Genomic DNA, 13,893 nt, shown 5'->3' with positions numbered 1-13,893 from the left:
TTCTTTCGCCAGGCTGCTGTTTTCTTTTTTATCTATTACCGAGACTTTTTCCGGTTCTTGGCCGCCAATAGTCTGTTTAGCGCTTCGTCAGACTGTGTTTGCTTCTCCTGTTTCTCTTTTGCCTGCTCGTTCTTGACTGCCTCTGGCTTCACCCGATTTCCAGCCGTTCCTACCGGATGAATAAGGGGAGCAGATACGACTTTCGGGTCATCTGTCCTCTCTTCGCGTGTCCGTCTTGTTGCAGAGCGCTTCTCGCCGAGGCGAGACAATACTGCCTGTTGTTCAGGATCGGCAGACGGGGACTTGCGCAATCTCCATAGACTGGAAAGCCTTGCCCACCATTGATCCGGCAACTGCAGACGACGAACGGCGATATCGATCGGCAGCAGCAACGCCGCCAACATCAGTAACCACTCACTGATTGACTGTGTGTCCCATTTATCGGGAAGCGTGCCACCAAAAGCTTCTTCCGGCTTGATGATCTGATTCCCTCCACCAGCACTTAGCCACTCTTGAAGTCGCTTCTCACCATCGGCATGTATTCCGTATTCGGGTGAATAGGAAACGGTCAAGCCTGTCGTTTGGCTCGCCATGACTTGGCCTCGATTTTTTTGTGAGATTTGAATCATGTACGTGCCCGGATCAGCCGTCTCGAATTCACCCTCCATAACACCTGGCGCAACCGGCTTAAGCTTGATGACCTCTCGCTTCATCTCTTGATTGAGAACGACTGCCTCCATCTCTTGAGGCATGCTTTTACCAGCTGGCATCGTAACCTTCACATTGCCTTTGGCGCCGTTCAAGCTCGTGGTCGTCTTCCAAGCGCCTTCCGTAATTTGTGGGAAAGTCCATGCCACGATTTCGTTCCACAGACGGCTGTTTCCTCCCCAAGCCACCCAGTCCGGTGACCACTTCCCTTCCAGATCACTCGTCCAGGCGACAGAACGCCCCAGACCGTACTGCCAGCGGGAGAGAATCGGATCATCGTCAGCACTCATCAAGGATGATTCGGCTGTTTGCTTCGGTGTTGTCGCGATATACGCACGCACCGGAGGCAATGCTTGCTTCAGCGTCGGCCAAGCTCCCAAGCCCGTATAGCCTGGTACTTGAGGCTTCTCCACAATAAACGTGCGGCTGGCTAAGGCTGTTTCTTTACTGAAGATTTTCGGGATGGATTCGGCATCATTTGCAAAATAGTATCTGCCTTTTCCTAACTCGGCAATCATCTCCAGCAGCCCCCTATCTGAATCATCCCCCAGCGCCACTGTTGAAACAGTAATATTTTCAGCCGTCATTTGTTGGAGCAGGCCCTCGTAATCGTCGTCGAGTGCAGACTGTCCATCTGTGAGCAAGATAACGTGCTTGCGCTGTGTGTTCATCGCCTTTACACGTTCGTAGCCCAGCTGTAAGGCAGGGAAAATATCGGTCCCGCCATCCGCTTGAATTCTGCTGATCTGCTGTTGGATTTCATCCAGCTTCGTGACAGATTGTGGAGCTACGACATCCCATGGTGTGTCGTCAAATGCGATCACCCCGATGTAGTCCTGTGCATTCATCATGGTTGTCGCTCGTATCGCGGCTTCCCTAGCCAGTGCCATCTTATCCGCACCTCTGGCATCGGAGCTCATACTACCCGACTTGTCGATGACCAGCTGAAGTCCGAGCGAAGGGAGCTGTTCCTTCCCTTTTAAATCCATGTGAACAGGTAATGCCTCTTCGATTGGTGTCTGGAACCAGCCACCCATGCCGAAGCTATCTTTACCGCCTGTCATAATCAAACCAATGCCCAAATCACGTACAGCGGTCCGCATGCGTTCCATATCCGCATCAGTCATGCTGGTAGCGGGCACATCTGCCAGTACGATGGAGGCAAATTGCTTGTAGCCCTCAAGCTCCTTTGGCAGCAGTGCGAGATCGCGCAGCTCCACCTTGATATTGCCCGCTTCCAGCGCTTGAATGAGGTTGCTAGCGGCACCTGGATGCCCTTCGGCTACGAGTACGACTGGTGCCCCGGCTACCTGCGTATAGGCTGTTGCCTGATTGTTCGCCGCTACGGTATCTTGTCGTGGCTCGATTTCCACACGATAGCGATGGAAACCCTGCTGCATCGCTTTTTGCGAAAAAACGAAGCGATTGTTGCCTTTGCCAATCTGTACCGTTTGCTGACCAGCCTCGCGATTGCCTTCATACAGGCGAAGGATAGCCTCGGTCGCTATCGTACTCTCCACATCAACGGTGATGCCGTATTCCTCTCCCGCATACAGTCTTTGTGGCACCTGTACAGATGTAAGGACGACCTCATCCCCGTTTGGTTGCTGCAAGGATACAGCCTCTACAACGATTCCTCGCTCCCTCGCCAGTCTCGTCTGCCGTGCCGCATCTCCGCTTGTTTCCAGACCATCTGTTAGCAAAACGACTTTTCCTCTGGCATTGGTAGGGATCATGGCAGACGCCAATCGGATTCCCTCTGCCAAATTGGTTGCATTCCGGTTGACATCCACGCCCAATGGCTGTACCTCTTCGCGTATCGTCATCGGTTGATCGACCGCCGCCTCTGCACCTATTGCAATGACAGCATACTTATCCGCTGCCTGCTTTTGACCGACCGCCTCCCGCAAAAAGGAAAGAACTCGCGGATCGTCCTTCATGGAAGCCGATCGATCGACAACAAACACAATCGTTTTCGCCTGAACAGGTGTCAGCAGCTGTGTCCCTGCCAACGCCAAAACCAGAAGGAGGAACAAGAGCGAACGAATAGTAGCAATTGTTGCCTTTCTGCCGATTGGCATTTGCTTTTGATGTCGCCACCAGCTGATGATGACATACGCAACAGGAAGCAATAGCAACAGGAATAGCGGCTGTATAAAGTTAATACCCACGCTGATACACCCTCCATTCCACCAATAACACCAAGAGAGCAAAAGCTGCCAACCAATAGGTCAGCTCCTTCGTTCCCAGTGCTCCTGTCGTGTCAGTCGCTGTTGCTTCCTCACTCTCCTTTTGCTCTTCGGCATTCTTCCGGGCAACGCTCAAGGACTTTGGTGTAATGTTCGATTCTTCCTCATTCATTTGGACAGGAAAATACGTACTTTTGGTGCCTGTATCTACCTCTTCATCAAGGCGATACAATCCGGTCAGTTCCGGTAGCTGCATCGTTTTGGACGTGGCGTCCTCCGAAAGAGACTGCTGATGTCCATTCGGATACGTCAAGGTACGTGTTGTCGCTCCCGGTGAGAGTGGGAGGGTCAAGACTTCTCCCGGATGTGCCCTAGGGATTGGGGCTGTCTGACCAGGTGACAGCCAGTTGACGACATTTTGCATGAAAATCGGAAAAGCAGGACGCAGCGGGAAGTCCGATGCATGCAAATCAAATCCGATGATGACCATTCGTCGACCGTCTATGATCCCGGCTCTGACCAGATCGACATCACCTGCGCGTACCAATGGCTTCATACCAGGCATCTCGTCCAATGCGTATCCTTTGGCGATGTGCACATCTCGCCAATCTACGTGCTTGAGCAGAGGGTCATCCGGGGAAACTGGCCTTGGCTGTTGATCTAGCTCTTTTTCTCCGGCAAGCGGCAACCACTCTGTTTTCTTGTTCGGAGCAATCAACAAAAGGTTTCCTTTTGGTAGCTGGTCTGGCACGACTCCGTCAAAAACCCACAAGTCACTCGCATCAGCCGCAGCATCCGGTGCCTGCTGAATCGTTTCCACCTCAAGACTCCCGACTGTCTGCAATACTTGATGGAGGAAGCGGTTCCCCTCTGGCGAATACAATGCTGCTTTTCCCTTCCCGGCAGCGAATGGAACACTCCACATGACATTATCCTGGGAAAGTCCGTCCTGCTCCGGTTCGATGACTGCACGATAGACGCTAGACACTGCCAGCTTCTGAAACGAAAATGTCTGGGAGCTACCCGCCCCAATCGCAAAAGAATCGGTATCCAGCAGCTTATCTTGCTCATCAAAAACCGTGACTTTTCCTTTTGCAGGCATACTGCCGTGATTGTCCACTCGCAGCAGTCCCTCTACCCCTTTTTCCGTAGGTTGGGTCACAAAAACACCGATTGACGTATTCTCCCGGGTGCTTCCCATCTGCATGAACTGAAAGCTTCCGGAAAAGGCAGGGACTGAGCCTCCATCCAGCTTGCGTTCCCCGCTTCCGTCCCCCATCCAAACCACTCCACTACCTGGTTCATTCTCTGCAATGGCTCCTGCCAAAGACAAGGCTGCGGTTTGATCGGTTGTCCCGGAAAAAGGCGCAAGCTTTTCGATGGCTTGCAAGAGCGGCTCTTTGTCTGCACTTTTGGAAACTAAAACATTTGGCTCACGCCCTGCCTCAATGAGGGTCATCGTCTGTCCGCTTCCCAGCTTCTCTACGAGTGCTTTTGCCTGTGAAACGGCTCGTTCCAGCCGCGTCTCGTTTCCTTCCTTCGCCATCATGCTCCCTGATGTATCCACGACCAAAATCGTATGGTCCGATGTGATTCCCTCAGTGGGCACGGCCGGTCGGATCAAAGCCAGCACGAGCAAGCAGGCAGCGAGCAGTTGCAGCAGCAACAACAGGTTGCGCCGTAGCCTTTCCCACGGTTTCACCGCTTCCCAGTTTTGCAACGTGCGCTGCCACAGGAGTGTACTAGGTATGACACGATCCTCTACTTTTCGCTTGAGCAGGTAAAGGACGATGATGGCCGGGATCATCAGCGCAAACCACAAGTTGCCCAAACCCATCCACTGCATGTTGTCTCTCTCCTCTCTAGCGAATCAAGCCGGCCTGACGAAAGACATGGAAGACAATCGATTCCAGAGATTGTTCTGCCTCTACAGACACGAAGGCGATTCCTCTTCCATAAGCAAACGCGGACAGTTCTCGTTGATAATCTTGCAAGCTCTTGTGATACTCTTCCATCAAAAGGCTGGTCAAGGATGCTTCTTTTGCCTGCCCGGTCTCTGAATCGATCAACCGCAGCTCTCCCGCATACTCGGGCGAAAGCTCTTCTTTGGAAAGCACCTGGACCAGCGTGACCTCTTGTCTGGCCGCCTGCAAATACGCGATGCCTTCCGTATAGCCTGACTCAAACAAAAAGTCCGACAGCACGATGGATGTGCCAGCTTTGCCCCTCACAGCCCCGGGCTGGCGCATTGCGGTTTGTATATCACCTGCTCCCCCTTCTTGCAGGGAAGAGAGGAAGCTGAGTAAGCGATGCGCCTGGCTCTTTCCTTGCAGCCCGGTAAGTGCTGCCGTAATGCGGCTGTCAAATGCATAAACTGACACATGATCGAGGTGACACAGGGACAAATAGCCAAGAGCCGCGGCAATCTCGACAGCACGGGTTATTTTGTTCGGTTGCCCGTAGCTCATCGAACGACTGCAATCGATATACAAGTTCACATGAAGCTCGGTCTCATCCAAGTACTTTTTCAAAAACAGCTTGCCTGAACGGGCATACGCATTCCAATCGAGCTGCCGCAAGTCATCGCCGGGAACATACGCCCGAAAGTCTGCGAACTCCATGGAGCTGCCCAGCTGTCTCGCCCTTCGCTTTCCTGCCTGGCTGCCGCTGACCGCTTTGCGACTAGCCATCTGCATTCGCTCCAGTCTGGCGAGCCATGACGGATCAAGCAGGTGTTGATTCATACCTTCTGCGTCCCCAGTTCGTCCAAAATATCCATAATGACGCGGTCTGGTCGGATGCCGTTTGCCTCTCCTTCAAAATTGAGGAAAATGCGGTGGCGCAACGCTGGCATAGCAACTGCTGTCACGTCCTCGTACGCCAGATTGTATCGCCCAGCCAGTAATGCACGTACCTTTGCCAAGGAGACAATCGCCTGCACGCCACGCGGACCTGCACCGTTGCGCACATATTTGTTCACCGAAGCAATTGCCAACTCCCCCGGATGCGTCGCTAAAAGCAGCTTCACGGCGTAATCCAGTACCGCATCTGCAACCAGCACTTCACGCGCTGCCTGCTGAATCTCAGCAATCTGCTCGGCTGAGGCCACTTTTTCCACGGTGATCACCTGGCTCGTCGTCGTTTGCCGCACGATCATTTTCAGTTCTTCTTCCGTCGGATACGGCACGTCGATCTTCAATAAAAAGCGATCCATTTGCGCTTCTGGCAACGGGTATGTCCCTTCCTGCTCCAGTGGGTTCTGGGTCGCGAGAACAAAGAACGGCTCCGGTAGCGGACGAGTCACTCCTCCAGCTGAAACGGTTCGCTCCTGCATGGCCTCCAATAGGGCGCTTTGCGTCTTTGGCGTCGCCCGGTTGATTTCGTCAGCGAGCACAACGTGAGCGAAGATCGGCCCATGTTGGAATTGGAAGGACTGCTGTCCCTTCTCGTCGACCAACAGGATGTTCGTTCCAGTAATGTCTGTCGGCATCAGGTCCGGAGTGAACTGAATCCGCTGAAACGACAGCTCGAAGGCTTGGGATAGTGTCCGAACAAGCAACGTTTTGCCCAATCCGGGTACGCCTTCCAAAAGCGCATGTCCTCCTGCAAACACGGCCCACAGAAGTTGCTCGACCACATCTTTTTGTCCTACCAATACCTTTCCAATTTCCTGCCTGACAAGCTCTACTCGCTGCAAGCAATCCTCAAGCGTTTGCTGCGCCATCGCCGTGTCTCCTTCCTGTTGTTGAATGATCTAAGGCTCTATTTTGCTGAAGTAATCCTTCACGATCTGTTGATAATCGCCGGGAATACTGCCTTTTTCCATACTCTCGCGGGCAAATTGCTCATACTGGCCGTAAACTTCCTCGTACGGCAGCGTTCCACCGGAGGTGACTTGTGTGTTTCCGCTTTGCTGTGACTGGGAAGGTCCTGACCCGAGTGAGCCTCCGACCGTATCAACGGGTCCATTGTCTCCACCTATGCGATTTGCCGGGATGGTGACGAGCTCGTGTTTGCCTTTTCCTAACCCGGCGCCGCCGCCTTGACCGATTCCATTTCCATTTCCATTGCCATTACCGTTGCCATTTCCATTTCCATTTCCATTTCCATTTCCATTGCCATTACCGTTTCCGTTTCCGTTTCCGTTGCCATTCCCAGGCTGGTTTGCCGGGTTCGCCCCTTGATTTGGGTTGGTACCTGCTCCCGGTGTCGCCGCTGATGGCTGATTGCCGGGTGACCCAGATGCTGGAGTCGCCTGTCCTGTTGCTGCCGTTCCTGCCGCAGCTCCACTTGACCCAGCATTTCCTGATTGTGTGCCTGCACTGGCAAGCGTCATTTGCGACTGATTGAGCGAGGCCGCGGCATGTATGGCTGCGAGCATAGCTTGCTGAGATTGCTGGATGCCCGTCATGGCTTGCATCAAGCTGTTCTCGAGTGCGGTCATTGCTTGAGGCACTTGTCCTTGGGCTGTTTGCTGGGCTGCCTCTGCCAGTTGTTTGGCGATATCCTCCAGCTCCTTCGAGTCGGCAGACTCTGCCTCTTTTTTCAATTGCTCTGCTGCACTTGCGAGTTCACGGGCGATCTCTTCCCGCTCTTTTTGCGACATGCTTTCCATGGCCTTTGCCATTTGTGCCAGGGCCTCGGTCATCGCTTGTCGATCTTTCGCTTCCATTGCGCCAGCCAAGGCTTTTGTCCCTTCTTGATTACCCAAGCTGCGCTGGAGTGCCTGCAGCGCTTTTTCTTTGTGCTGCTCTGCATCTCTGACCTTCTCCAATTGTTTTTCCGCAGCGCGCAAGGCATTTTGACGTTCTGCCGGGTCGTCTGCTTTCGCCAAAGCCTTTTTTGCCTGCTCCAGCATTTCCTCCAGTTGCTTTTTCTGCGCGTCCGTTAAGTCTGTATTCTTTTTCACGTCCTGTTTGATTGCCTCTACTTCTTTCTCTACCTGCGCGATGGCTTTCTTCTCCTCTGCCATCTGGGCCAGTCGCAAGTCTTGAGGATTGGGCCAAAGAAACAGCACCAAGCACACCAATAGCAAGCTGCTTGTGACATACACCTTTCTTTGGATCAGCGACCATATGCGGACGCTCTCCACGATTTGCGGCAAATTTTTACGCAGATGTTGCAAGGCGTCTTCCCTCTGCATACCTGCTACCATCGACTGATTCTCTTGATTCTCCCATGCTGTGACGACTCGCTGGGCCAAACCATTACCGTCTGCCACTTGTGCACATTGGAGCCAGGTTGGGCGCATCCAAAGCGCACGCACCAGACCTGTCATGACAACAAGCACTGGCAGCACAACCGCGATCCAATGGTAAAACGGAATCGGCCAGATACGGGCAAGAAGGAGGAGAACCAGACTCGCCCCTATTCCCCACAAACCATAAACAGTTAGCTGCTTGATCCACACTCGTAGGCCCAATTGCTTTCGAACGGGTGCAAGCAGTGACTTCAGCTCGTCGTTCGCTCTAGAGGTAAACATGGCTTATTGCTCCTCTTTTACTTTGCGCAATCTCGGTTTCACTGGCTGAATGAGATAAATGGAGAGTAACAGGCAGAACAATGTAATGGCCCCGAAAAACAGACAGTAAACTGCGTACGGGTCCACATTCCCAATCCTGATCTGCGGCCCTTCTTCAAAAATGTTCAACATCGCAAACAATGGGTTAAAATTATGCATGAGATTGGGCCAGTCTGGCATAGTCGCGGATGGCATGTTACCGGACCGGCGCTGGTACCGAATGAACTCTTTGATAATTTCCGCCAGTATGCTCGACCCGATCGCAGATCCGAACACCACGGCATAAGTAACAACCGTAGAGATACCAGTCCGTTTGATCAGCGTGGACATGAGCACACCAATGCTGCCGATACCGAACATCGTAATGATGTAAAAGCCAAACACCTTGATTACTTGTGCAGGTGAAATTCCCCCATACAAAAAGACGATGGCATAGAGCGGGATGGTCGCAATGACCAGAAAGGTCATGAAGCTGAGCGATGCCAGCCATTTGCCTAAAATCAATCGTGTGGCGCTGACATTCGTGGTCAACAGCACACTCAACGTCTGGCGTTCGCGTTCACCGGAAATCACACCTGCCGTCAGTCCCGGCACGACGAAGCCGATCATCCCGAGCTGAAACACAGATAGCATCATGAACAGCTCCCGTGTATCATTCGGGTTATAATAACTGCCACCGTTTGTCATAAAGAAAATGATCGTGAGCGTCATTGCGCCCAAAACGAGTAAATATAACAGGATGATCCACGGTGACCGATTGGTCCGCATCCGCATTTTCCATTCATTGAACAAGACAGGGTTGTGAAATCGTCTCAAGTCGCTCATGAGCCCACCCCTTTCGTAATTTCCAGGAAGATTTCTTCCAAATCACCTACTGCCTCATTAAACGCGGCAACAGGATAGCCTGACACCGCAAGCTCCCGCAGCAGCTCAACCTGTTCTTCGTCATTGCCTGAAAAGCCTGCAACGACCCAGTTCCCTTCACGTGTCACCCTGGTAATGACGGGCATTTCACGCAGGCGCGTCATTGCTTCCTCAACCCGATCTAAGAGGCGAATGCGCAATACCCGCTGCTCTTGCATTTTCGAGTAAATCTCATCGACTCGTCCAAAGGCAACCAGATTGCCTTCCTCCACAATCCCGATGACGTCGCACATCTCCGCCAGCTCAGGCAATATGTGCGAGCTAATGATAATCGTCTTGCCCATATCACGCAGTTCCTTCAAAATCTCCCGCAGCTCGATGCGTGCACGCGGGTCCAAGCCAGAAGCCGGTTCGTCCAAAATGAGTACCTCCGGATTGTGAACCAGCGAGCGGGCCAGTCCGAGGCGCTGCTTCATCCCCCGCGACAACGAGTCAACGTAGGCATCCCGCTTGTGCGTGAGATTCACCAGCTCTAATAACTGCGGAATGATTTGTTTTCGTTCGGCTGCCGGAATATCGTAGTTCGCAGCGTAAAAATCAAGGTACTCTTCTGCTGTCAAATTGTCGTAGACACCAAAAAAGTCTGGCATGTAGCCGATCAGCTTGCGCACTTCCTTTGGATGCTTGGTCACTTCGTAGCCGCCTACGTATGCTTTCCCACTGGTCGGCTCCAATAAAGTCGCCAAAATGGACATTGTCGTCGATTTTCCTGCCCCGTTCGGACCGACGAAACCAAAAACAGTACCCTTGTCAATTTCGAGCGAAAGTCCTTTTAACGCTTCCATTTTGCCGTAGCGCTTGCGCAAATTTTGGATCTGGATCACTTCTTGCTCACCTTCCCTTCCACACTGACACTTGGAACCCCAATGTGGCGTTCGTCCTCAAACTGGTGGGCAAATTTGATGCGGACAATGCCGTCGCCCGAAACATAAGTAGTGGTCTTGTCGCTTGACATGACGTTGTTCATGAATGCTTTTTCAAATGGTTCGAAAGCTTTTGTCTTCCAGTTGTAAACCTCTTTTTCAAATGTCGTATTGTCCTCTGACCAGGTGTATAGATACAAATTGCTGATGGTAAGCTCCTGGCCTTCCTGATTTAGATTGATATCAAACGTAATATCCCCGGCAGGGAGTCGAAAGCCATCGCCGTAATCATCTACCGGAACAGAGCTCCCCGACATCGTCACATCAAATGATCCCGTCGGATAATAAATGTGTCCGTCCTTGGATGGATTTACTTGCAGCGTCGAAGTGACCATCGCAATGCTGCTGTTCGCCGTATTTTCGTTTGGTACGACAGCCTCAACAACTTGCTCATCGGTCCAGCCCACGAGTTTTACCACTTCAGACGGACCGTTACGTCTGTCCATCATGTCCAGCATTTCCACGATGAGTTGTTCACGCGTTTCTGTTTCATAGCCATTCGATTGCATGTGCTGCGGCAGCGCATTCCCCATATTTATCCGATGTTTGTTCCGCCTTGCTTGATGTTGAGAGGCAAACGGCAAGTTCACTTCGATACTGCTGCCAGCCGCCAACTGCGGAAACTCTTGTACTGTTATACCTGTCGAGATCGTCACATCTCGCAGCGAGTACTTCGTATGGTTCGTCACAGTTCCTTTTAGTGCGCCGTTCTCATACGACAGATTCGATTCTATTTTTCCTACGTCTGATAAGGTTTGCTCTGTCGCAACCTTGCGCATCGACCAGAATTCTACATCTCGGAAATCAATATGAGTCTGATCTGGCTGTATGGAAATCCACGTTTTCGGAACTTGATCGGTATAGTTTCTTTCAATGACGGGCTGGGTCATGCCCTCTCCCTTTAAAGTCAAACGATAGTCGTCATTACTCGGTACGAATAATGCGGTAACACTCACCGTATTCGCCTGTCCGTTGTTTTGCAGCTCAACATAACCTACCTGGTGCAGCTTTACACCCACACCCCGCTGGATGGCACCAATCGAGAAGATTCCGATTCCCGCCACCACCGAAAGGGCAGGGACGATCACCCACATGTAGCTTTGCTTGCGGCCTCTCCGCAAAATATAGAAAAGAACTGGCCCGACAACCAGGGCATAAATTCCGAAAAATACTGCGAACCAGCCAACCTCCGGAATTTTCAAGGATGGGACGCGATCAGCAGCATCCCGAAGCGGCCATACGTCTTCGATCATGCTCCTATTTGAAGCGTTGATGGAAGAACCAAAAGCCTTTACTAATGTATCTGCCCAAAAGCGGCTGTTTCCTGCCCAACTGGCTACTGGTTCCGCCGCCAAATCATAGGCGACGTACAACACTTTTCCGGCTCCCACGTTATGTACAGCCATCAGCGGAATATTTCCTTCGCTATACAGAACTTTCCCTGCCTTCAATGTCCCATTGCTTACAGTAAAGGGGGATGTCAGTGCGATCGGATTGGTCTTATCCACTTTTAAACTAGAAAGTGCCTGTACACTCGTCACTCCTGTCACTTCTACTGGTGACAAATCACCCAAAACGCCTCCGGATTTCTTGTACTGTGCTCCTCCAGCTAAAATCAGCATCCCGCCAGATTTCGTCCAATCCCGAATCGCTTTGATCTGCTGTTCATTCAATGAATCCAATGCAAAATTATTGATGACGAGCATATTCATCATTTGGAGCTGTGTACCTGTCACTGGCATATTGTCTGCCTTCATCGTCAAGAGCTGGACAGGGTTATGACTAGAGCCTTTCGGCAGTACACCAAGGAAATTAGCTGTGTCGGGGTTTTCTGCCAACACACCGATCATCAGCGTATCTTCACTGTATGAGCTCCCTGTTATTGGCGTTTGCGCGATCACTTTGTTATTTTGCATCAAGGCCACAAAAGAACTGCTTTGCAGCTCTGATCCAGGAACGATAATCGTTGCCTGCTTGGTCACTCCGCTTGCAATGGAAACCGGCTGATAATTGGCAACTGCGAAGCGGCTGTCTCCCCGTTCTCCAGTGGCGACAAAAAGCTCCCCTTCGATATCCGCCCCTCCATTTTTCACCGTGACGACAACGGGAATCATCCCCGTTTGCCTGTACTTCCCTTCAATTCCGACTGTTACTCCTAGCTGAATGTTTCCCTCTGCCAAGGCTGTCCTCGTTAATCCTAAAGGAACACCTGCTACCAACAGGAGGAACGCACAGAAGGCCAGGAGCCATCGCTTACACTGTGCCGTTTTCATTCGTTCAAAACCTCCACGGACCATTCTTTTTTCTTCCTATCTTTTCTACTCATACAGTTATTGACGTTATTTCCAGACAAATAGCTACAATTTTTTTCAAAATGAAGTCGATGGATCGACAAGGGCGAAGGGATTTTCACAGCCTGTGGCAAATCATTTCTGTAACATAAAAGCATGAACAAGGAAGAGTGGTGGAATAAAAATGTCTACGTTTTCATGGAATTTGCAAGATGATTTGCATGAATTTGATCTCGGGGACTCACAGGCAAGACATAATGAAAAATAGAAAAAACGTCAGGATCATGCTCTGACGTTTTTTCGTAATCCTTCTATGACATGCCATACCCTACATCCTGAAGTCTCGCCGTATCAAACATATCGGCTATCGCCTGATGCACATGAGGCGGGTGCTCCGCCAGTCGATGACACAAGTACAAGTACCACTCTGTCCCATATGTGAGGTACAAGCGCACTGGAACCCCTTTTTCTCGCAAAACATGAGCCAGCTCAGGGCGAACCCCGTATAATAGCTCTACCTCTACATTCGGTCGATGCAAATAGTCTCGACCGTCTAGCTCGTCCACAATCGTTTGGTCGTGCGTGGCGAATGAGCATTCACGCCCAGCTCGTACACACATATCAGCCAGCTCCAGGTATCGTTCGTTCAACTCCACGGAACGCCCCAATGCGATTTCCTGAGGTTCCTTGAATGCGCCTTTAACCAAACGAATTTTCCCCGGGAGTCCGAGCACCCGTTTCACATCATCCAGCGAGCGGTGCAAATGTGCTTGAATCGTAATGCCCACATTTTCATGTCGCTGTGCCAAGCGCTCATACATGCTAATGATCGCCTCTGTTTTCGTCGATTCCTCCATGCTGATCATCAAATAGTGCCCGTTATGTCTCGCCCGCTCCGCCAACTCTTCTACGTGGGTAAACGCCAGCTCTTTATCCAGTAACAAGCCGAGATGGGACAGATCAAAGGAGATTCCGACTGGTGTATGTAGTTGGGAGCAATCCGCAGTTAGCGCCAGAAATTCCCGCTGCGCTTCATGTACAATCTGCGAATCCAGCGTATTTTCGCCAATGTGTTCCATTGATAGACGGTAGCCCAATTTTTCCAAGCGTTGGGCTATTTTTATTGCATCCGCTCGCGTTTCGCCTGTCACATAACGTTTCGCAGCAGTCAAAAGCAACGGATATAGCAAGGGCGATGTTCTGACCGCTTCCTTGATTCGTTCATCACGGGCGATTGTACGCAAAATGTCTGCGGTTCTTCTCTCTTCTGGTGTCATCCTTCTCTCTCCTTTGGCAATGGCATACCTCTTCTCTTCTATCACCCTACCATGGTACGC

At 51.5% G+C, this 13,893-nt stretch carries 9 protein-coding genes; all 9 read right to left on the bottom strand.

The window, feature by feature from the left end; translation table 11 throughout:
* Positions 1 to 35: 35 nt before the first annotated feature.
* The 9 genes from ODZ53_RS26075 to ODZ53_RS26035 all read right to left on the bottom strand — a co-directional run bounded on the left by ODZ53_RS26075 (position 36) and on the right by ODZ53_RS26035 (position 13,833).
* Positions 36 to 2,879 (bottom strand): VWA domain-containing protein, encoded by a 2,844-nt coding sequence (locus ODZ53_RS26075; protein ID WP_372681102.1) that lies wholly within the window; start codon positions 2,877 to 2,879, stop codon positions 36 to 38.
* Positions 2,869 to 4,743, bottom strand: a complete 1,875-nt coding sequence (locus tag ODZ53_RS26070) for a VWA domain-containing protein (RefSeq protein WP_372681100.1) — start codon at positions 4,741 to 4,743, stop codon at positions 2,869 to 2,871. The genes ODZ53_RS26075 and ODZ53_RS26070 overlap by 11 nt, the downstream gene beginning before the upstream one ends.
* Positions 4,744 to 4,759: 16 nt before the next feature.
* A complete protein-coding gene (locus tag ODZ53_RS26065; protein ID WP_199927352.1) occupies positions 4,760 to 5,641 on the bottom strand; it encodes a DUF58 domain-containing protein in 882 nt (293 codons plus the stop codon).
* Entirely contained in the window at positions 5,638 to 6,621 is a 984-nt protein-coding gene (locus tag ODZ53_RS26060) for an AAA family ATPase (RefSeq protein WP_087347587.1), read from the bottom strand. Before ODZ53_RS26060 ends, ODZ53_RS26065 begins: the two co-directional genes overlap by 4 nt.
* A gap of 30 nt (positions 6,622 to 6,651) precedes the next feature.
* The gene (locus ODZ53_RS26055) at positions 6,652 to 8,379 is read right to left on the bottom strand and encodes a coiled-coil domain-containing protein (RefSeq protein WP_372681097.1); all 1,728 of its coding nucleotides are present in this window, start codon (positions 8,377 to 8,379) and stop codon (positions 6,652 to 6,654) included.
* 3 nt (positions 8,380 to 8,382) lie between these two features.
* Entirely contained in the window at positions 8,383 to 9,243 is an 861-nt protein-coding gene (locus ODZ53_RS26050) for an ABC transporter permease (RefSeq protein WP_087347583.1), read from the bottom strand.
* Positions 9,240 to 10,166: an ABC transporter ATP-binding protein gene (locus tag ODZ53_RS26045; protein ID WP_087351382.1), complete on the bottom strand. Its 927-nt coding sequence runs from the start codon at positions 10,164 to 10,166 to the stop codon at positions 9,240 to 9,242. Before ODZ53_RS26045 ends, ODZ53_RS26050 begins: the two co-directional genes overlap by 4 nt.
* Entirely contained in the window at positions 10,163 to 12,538 is a 2,376-nt protein-coding gene (locus tag ODZ53_RS26040) for a DUF7408 domain-containing protein (protein ID WP_372681095.1), read from the bottom strand. The genes ODZ53_RS26045 and ODZ53_RS26040 overlap by 4 nt, the downstream gene beginning before the upstream one ends.
* 329 nt (positions 12,539 to 12,867) lie before the next feature.
* Positions 12,868 to 13,833: a proline dehydrogenase family protein gene (locus ODZ53_RS26035; protein ID WP_372681093.1), complete on the bottom strand. Its 966-nt coding sequence runs from the start codon at positions 13,831 to 13,833 to the stop codon at positions 12,868 to 12,870.
* Positions 13,834 to 13,893 lie beyond the last annotated feature (60 nt).

This window comes from Brevibacillus sp. BD137 (assembly GCF_041644655.1).
GTDB classification, from domain to species: domain Bacteria; phylum Bacillota; class Bacilli; order Brevibacillales; family Brevibacillaceae; genus Brevibacillus; species Brevibacillus brevis_D.
Note: the sequence above shows the minus strand (reverse complement) of the source record. Positions and strands in the feature narration are given on the sequence as shown.

What these genes read in the sequence shown, in the direction of transcription:
- ODZ53_RS26065 (WP_199927352.1), bottom strand. Translation starts at nt 5,641, where the DNA reads ATGAATCAACACCTGCTTGATCCGTCATGGCTCGCCAGACTGGAGCGA.
- ODZ53_RS26060 (WP_087347587.1), bottom strand. Translation starts at nt 6,621, where the DNA reads ATGGCGCAGCAAACGCTTGAGGATTGCTTGCAGCGAGTAGAGCTTGTC.
- ODZ53_RS26040 (WP_372681095.1), bottom strand. Translation starts at nt 12,538, where the DNA reads ATGAAAACGGCACAGTGTAAGCGATGGCTCCTGGCCTTCTGTGCGTTC.
- ODZ53_RS26055 (WP_372681097.1), bottom strand. Translation starts at nt 8,379, where the DNA reads ATGTTTACCTCTAGAGCGAACGACGAGCTGAAGTCACTGCTTGCACCC.
- ODZ53_RS26070 (WP_372681100.1), bottom strand. Translation starts at nt 4,743, where the DNA reads ATGCAGTGGATGGGTTTGGGCAACTTGTGGTTTGCGCTGATGATCCCG.
- ODZ53_RS26035 (WP_372681093.1), bottom strand. Translation starts at nt 13,833, where the DNA reads ATGACACCAGAAGAGAGAAGAACCGCAGACATTTTGCGTACAATCGCC.
- ODZ53_RS26050 (WP_087347583.1), bottom strand. Translation starts at nt 9,243, where the DNA reads ATGAGCGACTTGAGACGATTTCACAACCCTGTCTTGTTCAATGAATGG.